This window comes from Streptomyces sp. CA-111067 (assembly GCF_050956065.1).
Classification (GTDB): domain Bacteria; phylum Actinomycetota; class Actinomycetes; order Streptomycetales; family Streptomycetaceae; genus Actinacidiphila.
Map to the genome: position 1 here is coordinate 694,188 of NZ_CP192103.1, position 15,889 is coordinate 710,076.

Consider the following 15,889-nt stretch of genomic DNA (forward strand, 5'->3'; position numbering starts at 1 on the left):
GAGCTCGGGCTCCCTCGTCGTGCTCAACCGCCTCGCCGCCCTTCGTCACTGGTGGAACTGCGGGATGATCAGATACAGCCCGTACAGCACCGCGCAGGCGGACACCAGGAAGCAGGCGCCCGCGCCCACCAGCTGGACCGTGCCGTCGCCGCCCGCCTCACGTGCGCTGTCCCGCTCGGCCAGCGCCCGCACCCCGAGGGTGAACAGCAGCACCACGCCGACCGTGGCGCCGAAGCTGACGACGGCGACCTCCCCCAGGGAACCCCACTTCACGTTCATCCGCGTACTCCCTGTCTGCTCAGTCTGTCTGCTCAGGCACTCGCGCCGGCATGCGCGGCCGGGCGGACCGATGTGGTCGGGGCGTTGTTGACGTTGTCGGCGTGCACCGGGTTGCGCCGGGACAGCATCACGATGACGCCGGCCACCACGACCGCGGCCACCGCGATCAGCACCAGGCCGGTGTTGCCGCCGTGCACCACGGCGCTCGCGGCCACCGCGCCGACCGCCGCGGCGGCGGGCAGCGTCACCAGCCAGGCCAGCGCCATCCGGCCGGCGGTGCCCCAGCGGACCTCGGCCAGCTTGCGGCCGACCCCGGCGCCGAGGATGCCGCCGGAGCAGACCTGCGTGGTGGACAGCGCGAAGCCGAGGTTGGCGGAGGTCAGGATGACCGCGGTGGCGGCCGACTCGGCGGCGAAGCCCTGCGGCGACTCGATGTCCACGATGCCCTTGCCCATGGTGCGGATGATCCGCCAGCCGCCGATGTAGGTGCCGAGCGCGATGGACAGGCCCGCGGTGAGGATCACCCAGACCGGCGGCCCGGCGTCGTGGCCGAGCGCCCCGCAGGAGATCAGCGCCAGGGTGATCACGCCCATGGTCTTCTGCGCGTCGTTGGTGCCGTGCGCGAGCGAGACCAGCGAGGCGGAGGCGATCTGGCCGGTCCTGAACCCCTTGGAGACGGTGTCCTGCGGCGAACGGCTGGTCAGCCGGTAGGCCAGATAGGTGGCGGCGAGCGCGGCGAGGCCCGCGACCAGCGGCGAGGCGACGGCCGGGATCAGGATCTTCTCCACGACCGTGTCGAAGTGCACCCCGCTGCGGCCCGCGCCGACCCACACCGCGCCGATCAGCCCGCCGAACAGCGCGTGCGAGGAGCTGGAGGGCAGCCCGAGCAGCCAGGTCATCAGATTCCACATGATGGCGCCGACCAGCCCGGCGAAGATCATGCCCGGGGTGACCAGCGAGTCGTCCACGATCCCGCCGGAGATGGTCTTGGCCACCTCGGTGGACAGGAACGCGCCGACCAGGTTGAGGACCCCGCTGATCGCGACCGCGACCTTGGGCCGCAGCGCACCGGTGGCGATCGAGGTCGCCATCGCGTTGGCGGTGTCATGGAAGCCGTTCGTGAAGTCGAAGGCCAGGGCCGTGACGATCACCATTGCCACAATGAATGTGATGTGGTCCATCAGCCCAGCCAATCAGCTCCAGGCGTACGCGCAAGGACGACAGGGTGAAGGCACGGTAGCGGCGGACGGCGAGTCGGGGGCCCTGGTGCGGGTGCCGCCGAGCGGCCCAGAGGTCCGATGACAGCGGGGCAATCCCGGGCCGACGGGCGATCAGATGCCTTGCTCCGTCCACAGCCATCACCCAGTCATCGGAACTCTGGGCCGCCCAGGGGATTGGCTGGGTACTCCACGGCGACTAAAGTTCCAGTCCGTCCGCCGCCGTCTCACCGCCGGACGTGTTCTCCGCACACCCCCACACCAGGAGACGCCCATGCAACGACCCGCCCTCCGCAGCAGGCGTACGGCGGTCCTCGCGACCGCCGCCGTCGCGCTCGGGCTGTCAGTCCCGGCGCTGTCCCCGATCGCCTCGGCCGCCGCGCCGCCGGCCCGGGCCGCCGCACCCGCCGCTGCCGCGGCTCCCGCCGCCGACGGCTGGACCGGCACCTGGGCGGTGTCCCCGCAGAGCGGCGGCCCGTCCTACAACCAGCAGACGCTGCGGCAGATCGTGCACACCAGTATCGGCGGCAGCGCGGCCAGGATCCGGCTGTCCAACGCGTTCGGCTCCGGGCCGCTGACCGTGTCCGACGTGCATGTCGCCCAGCGCACCTCCGGCTCGTCGGTGAACACCGGTACCGACCGCGCGGTGACCTTCGGCGGCCAGACCTCGGTGACGGTGCCGGCCGGCGGCACCGCGGTCAGCGACTCGGTGGCGTTCACCGTGCCGGCGCTGTCCGACGTGGCGGTCAGCCTCTACGTGCCGCAGCCGACCGGTTCTGCCACCTACCACCAGCAGGGCACCCAGACCAACTACGTGGCCGGCGGCGACGTCAGCGCCAACGGCACGCTCTCCGGGGCGTCCACCAACGGCAGTTACGCGTTCCTCAGCAACCTGGACGTCACCAACACCGCCGCCACCGGCTCGGTGGCCACCCTCGGCGCGTCCATCACCGACGGGGTGGCCTCCGCCCAGGACTCCAACCGGCGCTGGCCCAACGACCTCGCGGTCCGGCTGGCGAACGCCGGCCGGACGATCGGCGTGCTCAACCAGGGGATCAGCGGCAACAAGCTGCTCAGCGACGGCGCCGGGCAGAGCGCGCTGAACCGCTTCGACCGGGACGTGGTCGGCCAGCCCGGGGTGAAGTGGGTGATCTTCTCCGACGACCCGATCAACGACCTCGGCTCGGGCAACCCGCCCTCCGGCGCGCAACTGGTCACCGCGCTCCAGCAGTTGATCTCCCGGGCACACGCGGCCGGGATCTCCTTCATCTGCTCGACGCTCACCCCGTTCCAGGGCTCCGGCGGCTGGTCGCAGGCCGGCGAGAACGGCAGGGCGGCGGTCAACGCGTTCATCCGCGGCGCCGGCAGCGGCTGCGACGGCGTCGTCGACCAGGACACCGCCACCCACGACCCGGCCAACCCGACCCGCTACCTGCCCGCCTACGACGCGGGCGACCACCTGCACCCCAACGAGGCCGGGTTGCAGGCCATCGCGAACGCGGTGAACCTCAGCCTGTTCGGCGGCCCCTCGGTGCCGCCCGCCGACTTCATCGCACTGCGCTCGCACGCCAACGGCAAGTTCGTGACGGCGGACAACGCGGGCGCCTCGCCGCTGATCGCCAACGGCGCCTCGGCGGGCACCTGGCAGCAGTTCGACGAGGTCAACCAGGGCAACGGGATGATCGCGCTGCGCGCGCACGCCAACGGCCAGTTCGTGACCGCGGAGAACGCCGGCGCGGCCAGCCTGATCGCCAACCGGGCCGCCGCCGGCTCCTGGGAGACCTTCCAGCTGATCCAGAACCCCGACCACAGCTTCAGCCTGAAGGCGCAGATCAACGGCAAGTACGTGACGGCGGAGAACGCGGGCGCGGCGCCGCTGATCGCCAACCGCACGGCGATCGGGCCGTGGGAGGAGTTCGACCTCGTCACCCCGTGAGGGCGGGCGGTCCGGCGCCGGTCCCGGCGAACCGCGGAAGCAGCAGCCGGGACGGCCGGGCCGCGGTGTGGTGCACGGTCTGGGTGACCGGCCCGGCGAGGGCGGCCGGGCTTCGGTCCCAGCGCGGGAACCCGGCCGCCGCCACCTGCACGCGGAGCCGGTGCCCCGGCAGCAGGACATGGGCCGTGGACCACAGATCGACGGCCACCTCCCGGGCCTGGCAGGGAGCGTGGCCGGCCCGGGCGATGCCGTCGGCGAGGTTGTAGGAGACCCCGTCGGGGCCGACGTCGCAAAGCCGCACGACCCAGTCGGCGCCGGGCGCGTCGGCCGTGACGACCAGGACGGCGCGGATCCGCCCGACCACCGCGAGCGGCCGGGTCAGCGGCGCGCCGGTGTACACGAGGACGTCCGGCCGCCGTTCGACCGCCCGCTGGTCGTACGGCCCGGCGGGAAAACCGTCCGCGAGCAGCAGCGCGCCGCCGCGCACGGGTGCCGGATCGTCGCCGCTGTGCCGGATGACCCCGGCCGCGCCCGCGTCCCCGTCGACCGGCGGGGGTGCGGGCGCGAGGCCGCCGCCCGGGTGCAGATACCAGGCCGTCTCGGTGGCGGGCGGCGGCCAATCAGCGAGCGGCAGCCACCGGTTGACTCCCATGACGAAGACGTTCACGGGGTACGCGTCAGCGCCGGCCGGCCCGGTCGTCGGGTCGGCCGACTCGGCCTCGGCTGGTTCGGGGGCGAGCGGGCTACCGGCCGGGCTCGCCGACGGCCGGCCGCCGACCGCGGCCCCGGCCTCCCGCTCGGCCAACCGGGCGTCCAGCCAGTCCAGTTCACGTGCCGCCAACGACCTCCCGCCGTCCAGGGATTCCGCTGCCGACCGCGCGCCGAAGTCCAGCTCGCCCACGTACCGGGTCTGGTTGTCGTGGGTCCAGGGGCCGACGATCAGGGCGGCCGGGCGGCCGGCGGCCCGGGTTCGCCGGTAGTTGTCCAGGCTGCCCTGGAGGAAGACGTCGTACCAGCCGGCCACCGTGAGCGTCGGCACCCCGACGTCGGCCAGGGCCGTGTCGCGGACCGGCGGGCCGCCGGGCCGGCCCGGTACCGGAAGGGCCAGCCGGCGCAGGCTCGGGAGGTCGTCGGCGGGCAGTTCCCAGTGCACCCGGCTGCCGAGCGCCCCGGTCGAGTCCGCCAACTCCGCCAGCGCACGGCTCAGTTCACCGGACCCGGCGGCGTACCGGCGGCGCAGCACCTCCTCCCCCAGGCCCAGCGACCACTGCGCGAGCAGGCCCAGTTCGCGGGCGCCGCCACGGGCCAGCAGCCCGTCGTACGGATCCGCCCAGGTGAACCCGGGTACGGCGGCGACGAGTTCGGGCGCCCCCGCGGCGATCGCCGCCCACTGGGTGTGGCCGAGGTAGCTGGGGCCGTACATCGCGACCCGCCCGTCACAGCCGGGCAGCCGGGCCGCCCAGCGGACGGTGTCGTACCCGTCGTCGTACTCGTGGACCAGCGGCTCCCATTCCCCGCCGGAGCCGAACCGGCCCCGGGTGTCCTGGATGACGACGAGGTAGCCGCGGGCGGCCGCCGCCCGCGGCCGGAGCCGGTCGAGGATGCCGGGGTCCCGGCGGCCGTAGGGGCAGCGGGCCAGCAGCACCGGCCACGGTCCCGGCACCGTCGGCGGCGGCCGGTAGAGGTCGGCGCGCAGGACGGCGCCGTCACGCAGCACCGCCTCGGCCGGCTCCGGGCCGCGCACCCCTGCTTCGCCGTCCGGCACCGCACTCACCGAGCCGCGCACCGCGCCTTCCTTCGTCAGTGGGCGTGGGCTCCCGCCGCCGGCAAGCCGGCGGCGGGAGCCCACGGGTTCAGTTGACCGTCAGGTCGTCGATGTAGCCGCGGTAGCCGCCGCTGCCGCCCGGGTGGTCGTAGCCGACCAGGATCCGGGCGATCTGCTTGCCCGCGCTCTTGGTCGCGAGATTGACCGTGACGTGGTTCCAGGTGTCCAGGGTCAGGTGCCCGCACTGGTGGGCCGGATGGGCGAGGTTGCCGTTCTGGTCGACGGCACCGGAGTCCCGCAGCGTGCTGTTGTCGGTGAAGACCAGGTCCACCGCCACGCACTCGCTCTCGGTCGAACCGGCCGGCACCCAGGGCGTACTGGCGTTGCTCTGCGGATAGATCCAGTAGCCGAGGGTCTTCGAGGTGCCGATGGCGAGCGGCGATCCGCTGAGGTCGTAGACCTTGAGGTAGGCGTGCGGGCTGCTGCCCGACGCCGACCCGGCGTACATCAGCGAACTGCCGCCGGTGCGGGAGGTCTCACCGGTGCGCGGCCCGGTCTGCGGGCCGGCCGAGTCGGAGTTGATGCCGACGACGCCGACGTCGTTGCCGCCCGCGGTGTCCACCGTGTCGATCCAGGCCGGCGCAGGGTCGCCGGGCTCGGAGCCGGAGCTGAAGCTGCTGCTGGTGCCGCCGGTGCCGGTGCCCGAGCCGAGCGGCTGGGCGAGTTCGGTCTGCACGGTGGCGTACGAGGTGCCGGGCGGGGCCAGGGTGACGGTCTCGCCGGCGGACGTGCCGAGGGTGAGCTTCGTGCCGCTGACCGTGCCGGCGTCGCTGCCGTTGCGGTAGACCTGCACGGCGCTGCCGGGCCAGGGGTTGGTGACGACGAGGTTGCCGCCCTTCTGGCTGACCGCCCTGACGTACTGCACGGCGGTGTCGGTCTTCCCGCTGGAGATCAGGAAGTTGCCCGCCGCCATCAGGTCGCCGAACTTGCCGCTGGTGTTCGCGGGCCAGTCGGCGAAGACCTTCACGTCGTTCTGGAACGACTGGAGCAGCATCTCGTCCAGGCCGGAGGTGGTGACGTTGATGTTCTCGATGCCGCCGCCGCTGTGGTGGATCGCCATGTTGGGGTAGCTGTTGCCAGCCGCCTCGGTGTGCAGGTTGGACATGATCGTCGCCGGGTCGTAGCCGGTCCGGGCGGCGGCCGCGTAGAAGGTGGCGGGGGCGTTGCCGCCGTGCCAGGCCGCGGTGAGCTGGCCGACGGTGTTGCGGGCGGTCTGCAGCAGCGTGGCGTTGCTGTCCAGGCCGACCTGGCCGCTGGGGTAGACCGCCTGGATGTCGATGTCGTTGCCGTCGTTGACCCAGCCGTTGCCGGTGGAGGTCTCACGGAAGACGGTCTGCCCGTTCTGCGTCATGGTGGGCAGCGGCGCCAGGTGGGCGTTGATGTCGTTCCAGGTTGCCCGGGTGCCGGCGTCCTGGCCGAGCGCGGTGGACATGTCGCTCAGGCCCTGCATGAGCAGGTGCACCAGGCCCAGCGAGAGGATGCTGTTGGTCTGCGGGTAGGCGTTGTCCTCCTGCGGCGCGTCGTTGGTGATGGTGTACGTGCCCGAGGAGTCCTTGGTCAGGTAGTTCTGCCAGAACAGGCCGACCTGCTTCAGGAACGGGTACACCTTGGCCGCGTAGGCGGTGTCGCGGGTCTGCTCGAAGCGCATGACCATGTCGCTGGCGACGTTGGCCGCGTTGGACTTCTGGTTGTGCAGGTTGGTGTCGGCGCTGGTGCCCTTGGGCGACAGGCCGACCGGGTACAGCACGCCCTGGAAGCCGTTCTGCTGGGCGAGTTGCTGGCCGCGGGCCGTCCAGTCCAGGACCGGCTGGTCGTAGGGGTCCATCAGCGGGATGTGGTTGGTGGTCAGGGCCGCGTAGAACGGCGCCTGGTAGTTGTAGTTGGTGTGGTAGTCGCCGTTCCAGTTCATGTTCCCGGTGATCCAGTTGCCCCACAGGCCGGGCGCGTACTTGCCCGAGCGGGAGACGCAGCCCAGCAGGTACAGCGAGCCGTACCAGCTCTTCTCCACCGCCTTGTCGGGGATCTGGACGTAGGACTGGGACCAGAAGTCGGACCACCAGTTCTGGTGCGAGGTGCTGAGGTTGTTCACGTCGGCCTGCTGGAGGCCGCTGACCATCGAGGTGGCGTTCGCCTGGTAGCTGCCGGTGTCGATGCTGCTGAGGGTGGAGGCCGCGAAGGTGTAGGTGGTGCCCGGCTGCAGGCTGACGTTGATCTTGTTGCCGGAGACGGACGGGCTGCCGCCGATCACCTTGGAGGCGATCCGGGCCAGCGGCGCGCCGCTGCTGCCGTCGGCGGCGACGTCGGCGTTCAGCACCCCGCCGGAGCTGGAGACGGTGGGCGCGGCGCCGCTGCCGTTCTGCACGGTGAAGCTGGCACTCTGCGCGCTGCCGCCGCTGAGCGTCATCGAGGTGACGAACAGGTTCTCGGTGGCCGACACCCAGCTGGTGGTGCTGAGGGTGGCGCCGCCGAGCGTGTAGGTGCCCTTGACCTGGGCGTGCGCGATGTCCTGTACGACGTGGTAGCTCGCGCTGTTCATCCCGGGGACCGACAGCACGATCCGGCCGAGCGGCTTGATGGCGTGCGACGACAGCGAGAAGAAGTCGTTCTTGCCGAGGTAGAAGGTCTGGTTGCCGATCCCTCCGCCGACGGCCACGCCGACGTCGCCGTTGCCCATCAGGGGCGCGTCGACGGTCCCGCCGCCGGTGAGGGTGGTCGGCGGGGAGTTCCACACGCCCTGGTACTGGGCGACGGTGCTCCTCCCCTGGTTCGCGGTGATCGAGTCGGCCGTGGCCGGCTGGGACAGCACGGTGGTCAGCGCGGTGCCGATCAGGGCCGCGGCCGTGATCGCGCTCCCCGCGCTTCTGGCAAGCGACATGGGCCTCATGGGGGCTGCTGCCTCTCTGCTGGCTGGTGCGCGCCGCGCCGGCACGGTGTTCCTCCGGCCGGTGCCGTCAGCCGCCCGCCCGATTCAGCCGATACATCGGATGAATCGGGGCGCGGTGGTTGACAGCGTTGTCAGCCACCGCCCGTGGGGCAGGCGGCGGCGACCCGTCCTGCCGATCGGCGCGGACGGTGAAATGCCAGGTGAAACCGGTTCTGACGGCGGCGCACTGGATGGGGGGACGACTGAGGACGCCGGCGGCTGGCCGGATCCTCCGGCGTTCTCCCGGGGCGGCTCGCGATCGGGAGAACGTTATCTTCGGATGTCTCGGTCGTTTATAGAGGCGGCCGCGCCGGTTGTAAAGGGGCTCGCACGAGACCGTCAGGGCGCGATCTCGCCGGACCCCCGGGTGATCAGCGTGGTCGCCACGATGACGGTCCGCACCGGCCGGGCCGGTTCCGCCAGCCGCTCCCTGAACAGCTCGATGGCCGTCCGGCCGATCTCCCGGTCGCCCTGCGCGACCACCGTGACACCGGGTCGCAGCAGGTCGGCGAGGCCGAAGTCGTCGAAGCCGACCAGCGCGGTGCTGCCGAAGTCGGGGCCGAGCGCGCGGATCACCTCGATGGTGCTCATGTGGTTGCCGGTGACGATCGCGGTGGCCGGCTCGGGTCCGGCCCGCAGCGCGTCCAGCGCGGCGCCGATCCGGCCCGGCTCGATCGGGCCGGGGTGCACCATGCCGTCCAGCGCCACCCCGGTCCGCCGCAGGCAGTCCCGGAAGGCGGCGGCCCGCTGCTGGCCGGTGTGGATCCGCTCGTCGTCGCCGATGTAGCCGATCCGCCGGTGGCCCTGCGCGGCCAGGTGGCCGAAGGCCAGCTCGATGCCGCCGCGGTTGTCCGACAGCACGGTGTCCACGCTGACGCCGGTGGCGGGGCGGTCGAAGGCGACCACCGCGAGGCCGGAGTCGATCTCCGGCTGGAGGTACTGGTGGCCGTCGGCGATCGGCTCGATGATGATGCCGTCCATCCGCCGCCGGCACATGGACATCACCGCCTCCCGCTCGCGCACCGGGTCGTCCTCGGTGGACATCGCGACCACCGTCAGCCCCAGCCCGCGGGCCGTCTCGTCCACCGCCCGCAGCACCGGGTGCGCGTCGGCGATGTGCCGGACGGCGGCGCCGATGGTGCCGGTACGGCCGCTGCGCAGCTGCCTGGCCCGCTCGTCGGGCTGGTAGCCGAGCCGGTCTATGGCCTGCCGGATCCGTTCCGCCAGCTTGTCGCCGACGGTGGCGTCGCCGTTCACCACCCGGGAGACGGTCCGCAGCGCCACTCCCGCCTCGCGGGCGACGTCAACCATCGTGGGACGGCGCGGGCGTCTCGGGCCGCGCCCGCCCACAGCTCCAGGACCAGGCACTTCGCTTCCCTCCGGTCGACCGCTGATGACCTGCCCTCGGCGCTCCGAGATCTGTCCGTGATCGCCGGGGGGCTTGACTTGCTGTCGCGGAACCATACTGTACTCGGCGAGATAACGTTATCCGGCCGACCGGAGCAGAGCCGCCCCTCCGTGCTCGCCGCGCCCCGGCCGGGCCGCTGTCTCCACAGACACCCATCCAGGAAAGGGACGGCCATGTCCAGACGAACTGCCGCTGTGGCGGCGGCCGCAGGGCTGATGATGCTCGCCGCTTGCTCGAACTCCTCGTCGAGCGGCGGGTCCGGCGGCTCCGGCGGCACCTCGCTGTCGTACATGACCTTCAACTCGCCCTCGCTGACGCCCGCCTTCTGGAAGGCGTCGATCGACCGGGCCGAGAAGAAGACCCCGGGCGTGTCGATCAAGCAGATCGTGGCACCGAGCACCGACCGCGACTCGTACGCCAAGCAGCTCCAGGCGTCCGGGCAGTTCCCCGACCTGCTGCAGTCGATCACCCCGTCGCAGTACACCGACGCCGGGCTGCTCAAGCCCTACGACCAGACCTGGATCGACGACAACTTCCTGCTGCCGCAGGGCAACGCGATCAAGGGCAAGGTCTACATCCCGCCGACGAACTCGCAGATCATCCCGCTGGTCTTCTACAACAAGTCGCTGTTCACCAAGGCGCACGTCCAGGCGCCCACCACCTGGGCGCAGTTCCTGCAGGTCAACGAGAAGCTCAAGTCGGCCGGCATCACCCCGATGGAGCTCGGCGGGAACGACCCGTTCGCCGCGGCGATGCCGCTGACCGGCGCGATCAGCGCCGACGTGCTCGGCAAGAACCCGCAGTGGATCCAGCAGCGGCAGGCCGGCAAGGTCAAGTTCACCGACGCCGACGTGGTCACCGCCGCGGCCAAGATGCGCACGCTGGTGGAGAAGGACTACTTCGAGAAGGGCGCGCTGAACGTCAGCTACGCCGACTCGATCAAGAACTTCAACGCCGGCAAGGCCGCGATGTACCCGATGGGCAGCTGGTACCTCGGCTCGATCCCGAAGGACCAGTGGAGCAACATCGGCGTCTTCCCCTGGCCCACCGACGACGGCTCGGTCGTGGTGCCGTTCGCGGTCGGCGGCTCGATGGCGGTGAGCACCAAGGCCAAGGACACCGCCAAGGCGACCGACTTCGCGAAGGCGTGGTCCCTCGACCCCGACAACCTCAAGGCCCTGATCGAGGGCGACGGCGCGTACCCGATGCTCAAGGGCAAGTCCCTGACCGACTACGGCGTCACCGTCAGCCCCGCCTTCACCGACTCCTACGCCTTCGTCACCAAGACCGACACCAAGGTCAGTTCGATCGGCTGGGCCACCAACGACGACGCGCTGCCCGGCTCGCTGAACAACGACTTCTACGCGGCCGCGCAGGCGCTGTTCAACAGCTCCGACGTCAAGGGCCAGATGGCCAAGCTCGACTCCGCGTGGAACACCGCGACCAAGTGACCCCGCGCACCCCGACCACAGACCGCCGCCCCGGCCCGGGGCGGCACCGGCCGCAAGGCCGCCCCGGCAGGAAAGGACAGGGACGGTGAAGCCGCTCTCACACTGGTTCCGCGACTCCTCGCAGGATCTGGGACTGCGGCTGATCGCCGCCCTCGGCCTGCTGCTCTACCTGGTGTTCATCGTTGTGCCGGTGTTCATGAGCCTGCGCAGCAGTTTCACCGACGAGAACCCGCTGAAGTCGGGGAGTGACTACATCGGGTTCGCCAACTACTCGGAGATGCTGCACGACAGCCAGCTGCGTTCCAGTGTCGGCTTCACCCTCGCGCTGGCGGTCGGGGTGACGCTGGTGGCCAACGTGGTCGGCCTGGCGTTCGCCACGCTGCTCGACCGGACCGAGCTGAGCTACCGGGTGCTGCGGACCATCGCGTTCCTGCCGCAGGTGATCTCCGGGGTGATCGTCGGCTTCGTCTGGAAGACGATCTTCACCGAGGACGGCCTGCTCAACGACGTGCTCACCCGGCTCCATCTGGCCGACCAGCCGGTGGACTGGCTGGGCAAGCCGCATCTGGCCCAGCTCTCGGTGGGCATCGTGGTCGCCTGGGTGCTGTCCGGGTTCACCACCGTGGTCTACCTGGCGGCGCTGCAGAACATCCCGCGGGAGCTGTACGACGCCGGCTCCATCGACGGCGCCAACTCCCGGCAGCTGTTCCGGATGATCACGCTGCGGATGGTCGCCCCCGCGACCACCATCAGCGTGACGATCTCGCTGATCACCGTACTGAAGCTCTACGACATCATCACCGTCCTCACCTCGGGCGGACCGGCCAACGCCACCCAGTCCACCGCGCAGTACATCGTGAAGACCGCGTTCACCAGTGATCGGTTCGGCTACGCCTCGGCGATCGCGATGTTCCTGCTCGCACTGTCCGCGGTGATCGCCCTGTCCGTCACCAGCATCCTGCGCCGCAGGGAGATCGACCTGTGACCGTTCACGCCACCCCCTCGTCCACCGCCCGGCCCGCGGCCCGCCGCTCCGCCGCGCCGCGCCCGGCGGGTCCCGCGCGACCGCGCGGGCGCCGCAAGCTGCTCAGCCCGCTCCGGCTCACGCTGGCGATCATCGTGGTGCTGGTGTTCGTCAGCCCGATCTACCTGACGATCGTCAACGCCTTCAAGAAGGAGGACGACATCGTCGCCGACCCGGCGGCGCCTCCGATCCATCCCACGCTCAGCAACCTCAGCACCGCGCTGAACCGCCCCGACCACCTGCTCCAGCTGGGCCTGCGCAACTCGCTGATCGTGGTGGCCTGTTCGGTGCTGCTGCTGATCCCGCTGGGTTCGGCGTTCAGCTTCTACATCTCCCGCCGGCGCAGCCGGCCGAGGGCGGTGCTGCTGGCGGTGCTCGCGGCAGGGCTGATGATCCCGCCGCAGGTGGTGCTGCTGCCGACGATCCGGATCCTGACCTTCCTGGGGCTCGACCACAGCTACCCGGGGCTGATCCTGTCCAACCTGGGCGGCGGCTACTTCTCCTTCGCGGTCTTCGTCTACGTCGGCTTCATGCGGGCGGTGCCGGACGAGATCGTGGAGGCGGCCCGACTGGACGGCGCGGGCGGCCTGCGGATCTGGTGGACGATCATCATGCCGCTGGTGCGGCCGGCCACCGCCACCGTGGCCATCTTCCTCTCGCTGTGGATCTGGAACGACTTCCTCAATCCGCAGTTCATCCTGGGCCCGTTGCAGGGCCAGACCATCACCACCGGTCTCTATCTCTCCGTGGGGCAGTTCCAGATGGATTACGGCCAGCTCTTCGGCATCATGTTCCTCGCCGGAGTGATCCCCGTCGTCGGCTACCTGGCGATGCAGAAGCAGTTCATCGCCGGTCTGACCTCGGGATCGACCAAGTGAGCGCGGCGCCGCGGGCGCAGGCCCCGGCCGGACCCGCCGCGGACCCCGGCACCGAGGGCGTGCCCGCGCTCGACGAGCTGGCCGGCGGCTGGCTGCCGGCCGGAGAGCTCGCGCATCTGCCGACGCTGCGCAACCAGTGGGGCCAGGGGCACGTGAACCGGGACCTGACATCGTTGTCTTGGCTGGCCTTCGCGCCGTACAGCGGCGGTTACCACACCGGTGTGCTGCGGATCGACGGCGAGCCGCTCGCGGCCGAGCGGATGCGCTGGGCGCCCTGGGGCGTGCGGCGGGAGGCGGGCCACGGCCCGCTGTCGGTGCACACCGAGGTACGGATGGTCTACGAGCGCAGCCGGCTGATGTGGCGGCTGACCGTGCGCAACGACTCGGCGCTGCCCGCCTCGGCGACCGTCGAGCAGGAACTGCTCGCGATGTTCGCGCACTCGGAGGTGGACTGGGGCTGGCTGTACGGCTGCCCGTGGAACGACGGCCACCACCACGACTTCTACGCCACCGAGCGGCTGCGCGCCGAGGTCACCGCCGGCCGGCCGCGCCAGGTGCAGCTGCTGCCGCACGGCGAGCGCTGGGTGCGGCTGGGCTCGCCGCGGATCCCCGGCATCCAACGGGACGAGGACGCGGCCCCGATGCTGCTGGAGTCCGAGCTGCCCGACCACTCGGCGCCCGACTCGGGCCGGGTACGGGCGCCCGGCGCCGCCTGCCGACTGCGCGGCATACGCGTGCTGCGGGCCGGCGGCGGCAGCGAACCGGTCGGCGACCCGGCGGCGCTGTACGCCGTCGAGCCGGACACCGACCTGCGGATCGGCACGCTCACCCTGGCCGACGGCGACACCTTCGGCGTGCAGGTGAAGGTCGAGGCCGACGGCGTGACGGGGGTGGTCGCCACCCACGGCAACCACCCCGACTCGGCGCAGCTCTCGCTGGCCGCCGGGGTGCCCGCCGTGCGGATCGGCGGCGAGTACGTGACCGCGCGGGAGGCGCTGCCGGCCGGCTCCTGGCACCGGCTGGACGTCCGCGTCACCGGCGGCGGCGCCGAGCTGTCGGTGGACGGCACGGTCGTCGCCCGTACCGCCCCGTGGTGGGGCGGGCAGCGCTGGACGGCGACGGCGGCCGACGGGATGCTGCTGGTCCGGGACGCGCGCAGCGTCGCGCGGTCTGCCTACGCGTTCGCCACCGCGCCCGACTCGCTGACCGCCGAGGGCGCCCGCGGGGTGGCCCGCTGGCAGCTCACGCTGGCGCCCGGCGAGAGCCGTGAACTGGGCTTCGTGCTGGCCGTGGCGGGCTCAGAAGGGGACGCCCGGCGGGCGGCGGGCGGCACCGCCGGGTCGTTCGACGCGGCCTTCGCGGGCGTCGCGAGGCGCTGGCGCGGCACCTGGGCGGACGCCTTCACCCCGGACAACCCGGAGTTCTCCGGCCATCTGCCCACCCTGCGGACCGCGGACGCCGACCTGGCCAGGACGTACTACCTGGGCGCCCTGCTCGCCGTCTACCTGCGCAACACCCGGGTGTCGCGGACCGGCCCGGTGTTCCTGACCGGCGGCCCGCGGCTCGGTCCCACGACCACCTTCTTCTGGGACCAGTCGGAGTGGGCGCGGACCGCGGCGATGCTGGAGCCGCGCGGCATGCGGGCCTGGATCCTGGCGGCGCTCGGCCGGCCGTACGACCACTGCCACTCCTTCGACACCCGCGGCCTGCTGCCGGTCGGCAACCACTACGCGGCCAACGACCACGCGCTGTTCCGCACGGTGACGGAGTACCTGGCCGTCACCGGCGACCTCGGGCTGCTGCCGGAGACCGCCGCCGGGCGCAGCGTGCTGGACCACCTGCGGGCGATGGCCTACCGGCCGCGGGAGCGCCGGGCGGCCTTCGGGGACGGGGTGCTGGTGGATCTGGGCCGGGACGCCTGGGAGTTGCTGGAGTGCGTGCCCAACTACCGGGACGCGGTGGTGTCGTTCAACGCCGGGTACGCCGGCATGCTGCGCTCGCTGGCCGGACTGCTGCGCACGCTCGGCGCGAGCGCGGAGGCCGACCTCGCCGAGGCCGACGGCGAGCGGCTGGCGCGGGCGGTGCTCGGGCAGTACGCGGGCGGCGGACGCTGGCTGATCGGACACCCGGAGGGCCCGGAGGCGATCGGCCACTGCCTGGACTTCGCGCTGGTCGCGGCCGACATGGCGGAGGACCTGTCGCCCGTACAGCGCGAGGAGATGGTCCGCTTCGTCACCGGCCGGCTGGTGGACGGCGACTGGATGCGGGCGCTGGATCCGCGCGATCCGATCGCGCCGTTCTCCGACCGGCCCGACCACGGCGCGGCCGGCGCCTTCGCGGCCTGGCCGGGTGCCACCGCGTACGGCCTGTGCCGGCTCGGCAGGCCCGACGCGGCGGCCGCCGTGCTGCGGCGCGCGCACCGCGCGACGTCGGGCGGGCTGTGGGGCCAGGCGATGGAGGTGACCCCGGGCGGCGGCTACCGGGTCGCGGAACGCGGGGTGTCCAACCGGGAGAGCGTCGCCGCGGTCGCGGTGACCGAGGCGGTGATCGCCGGCCTCTTCGGCGTCCGGCCGTCGGTGCACCGGGCGGGGTCCGCTGCACCTGGCGCGCCCGGCGGGGTGCGCGGGCCGTTCGGCGAGCTGCTCAACATCCGGGCGGTCGGCTTCGACCTGCCGGGGCCGGTCGGCCTCGAACTCCCCGGGTCCGTCGGGTGAACGGACCCGGGCCGGCCGGCTGATCAGGCCCGGGCACACCAGCCGAACCGGCCCCGGCCGGTCGGCTGAACCGGCCCGGGCCGGCCGGCTGGGACCGGCGCCGCGACGACCCGTCGCGAGTCGGCCGGGCCACCGGCGCGTGCCACCGAGGTCGGCTCTGGTGGCGCACGGCGGTGGCCCGTGCGGCGGGTGGGCGGGCAGGGGCCGAACAGGCGCGGCCCCTGCCCGTATCCA

10 protein-coding genes are annotated in these 15,889 nt (G+C 72.2%); 5 read left to right on the plus strand and 5 right to left on the minus strand.

The genetic code is table 11. The features are described 5' to 3' along the window. Positions 1-45: 45 nt before the first annotated feature. Together ACQPW6_RS03070 and ACQPW6_RS03075 are read right to left on the minus strand one after the other, a co-directional pair. Positions 46-279, minus strand: a complete 234-nt coding sequence (locus ACQPW6_RS03070; RefSeq protein WP_433887953.1) for a hypothetical protein — start codon at positions 277-279, stop codon at positions 46-48. A 32-nt stretch (positions 280-311) separates the two neighbouring features. After that, positions 312-1,460, minus strand: coding sequence for an anion permease (locus tag ACQPW6_RS03075; RefSeq protein WP_433887954.1), 1,149 nt, complete (start codon positions 1,458-1,460; stop codon positions 312-314). A gap of 310 nt (positions 1,461-1,770) precedes the next feature. Between ACQPW6_RS03075 and ACQPW6_RS03080 the strand changes: the two genes are divergently transcribed. Further along, the gene (locus ACQPW6_RS03080; RefSeq protein ID WP_433887955.1) at positions 1,771-3,432 is read left to right on the plus strand and encodes a GDSL-type esterase/lipase family protein; all 1,662 of its coding nucleotides are present in this window, start codon (positions 1,771-1,773) and stop codon (positions 3,430-3,432) included. Here the strand turns inward: ACQPW6_RS03080 and ACQPW6_RS03085 are convergent. From ACQPW6_RS03085 to ACQPW6_RS03095, 3 genes are all read right to left on the minus strand, one after another. Continuing rightward, entirely contained in the window at positions 3,422-5,218 is a 1,797-nt protein-coding gene (locus ACQPW6_RS03085) for a CocE/NonD family hydrolase (RefSeq protein WP_433887956.1), read from the minus strand. The two genes, ACQPW6_RS03080 and ACQPW6_RS03085, sit on opposite strands and share 11 nt — an antisense overlap. Positions 5,219-5,285: 67 nt before the next feature. Further along, positions 5,286-8,132 carry a glycosyl hydrolase family 95 catalytic domain-containing protein gene (locus ACQPW6_RS03090; RefSeq protein WP_433887957.1) on the minus strand — a complete coding sequence of 949 codons (2,847 nt, stop codon included), beginning with the start codon at positions 8,130-8,132 and terminating at the stop codon, positions 5,286-5,288. 387 nt (positions 8,133-8,519) lie between these two features. Next, positions 8,520-9,491: a LacI family DNA-binding transcriptional regulator gene (locus ACQPW6_RS03095; protein ID WP_433887958.1), complete on the minus strand. Its 972-nt coding sequence runs from the start codon at positions 9,489-9,491 to the stop codon at positions 8,520-8,522. A gap of 270 nt (positions 9,492-9,761) precedes the next feature. On the opposite strand from ACQPW6_RS03095, the gene ACQPW6_RS03100 reads away from it, so the two are divergent. The 4 genes from ACQPW6_RS03100 (at position 9,762) to ACQPW6_RS03115 (ending at position 15,655) form a co-directional block, all read left to right on the plus strand. Next, positions 9,762-11,039 carry an ABC transporter substrate-binding protein gene (locus ACQPW6_RS03100; protein WP_433887959.1) on the plus strand — a complete coding sequence of 426 codons (1,278 nt, stop codon included), beginning with the start codon at positions 9,762-9,764 and terminating at the stop codon, positions 11,037-11,039. 85 nt (positions 11,040-11,124) lie between these two features. After that, complete coding sequence (locus tag ACQPW6_RS03105) at positions 11,125-12,024, plus strand: carbohydrate ABC transporter permease (protein WP_433887960.1); 900 nt, start codon at positions 11,125-11,127, stop codon at positions 12,022-12,024. After that, positions 12,021-12,941: a carbohydrate ABC transporter permease gene (locus tag ACQPW6_RS03110; protein ID WP_433887961.1), complete on the plus strand. Its 921-nt coding sequence runs from the start codon at positions 12,021-12,023 to the stop codon at positions 12,939-12,941. Before ACQPW6_RS03105 ends, ACQPW6_RS03110 begins: the two co-directional genes overlap by 4 nt. Next, the gene (locus tag ACQPW6_RS03115; protein WP_433887962.1) at positions 12,938-15,655 is read left to right on the plus strand and encodes a hypothetical protein; all 2,718 of its coding nucleotides are present in this window, start codon (positions 12,938-12,940) and stop codon (positions 15,653-15,655) included. The genes ACQPW6_RS03110 and ACQPW6_RS03115 overlap by 4 nt, the downstream gene beginning before the upstream one ends. Positions 15,656-15,889 lie beyond the last annotated feature (234 nt).

Excerpts from the sequence above, each read along its gene's own strand:
- ACQPW6_RS03070 (WP_433887953.1), bottom strand. The coding sequence starts at position 279 with ATGAACGTGAAGTGGGGTTCCCTGGGGGAGGTCGCCGTCGTCAGCTTC.
- ACQPW6_RS03075 (WP_433887954.1), bottom strand. The coding sequence starts at position 1,460 with ATGGACCACATCACATTCATTGTGGCAATGGTGATCGTCACGGCCCTG.
- ACQPW6_RS03080 (WP_433887955.1), top strand. The coding sequence starts at position 1,771 with ATGCAACGACCCGCCCTCCGCAGCAGGCGTACGGCGGTCCTCGCGACC.
- ACQPW6_RS03090 (WP_433887957.1), bottom strand. The coding sequence starts at position 8,132 with ATGTCGCTTGCCAGAAGCGCGGGGAGCGCGATCACGGCCGCGGCCCTG.
- ACQPW6_RS03095 (WP_433887958.1), bottom strand. The coding sequence starts at position 9,491 with ATGGTTGACGTCGCCCGCGAGGCGGGAGTGGCGCTGCGGACCGTCTCC.
- ACQPW6_RS03100 (WP_433887959.1), top strand. The coding sequence starts at position 9,762 with ATGTCCAGACGAACTGCCGCTGTGGCGGCGGCCGCAGGGCTGATGATG.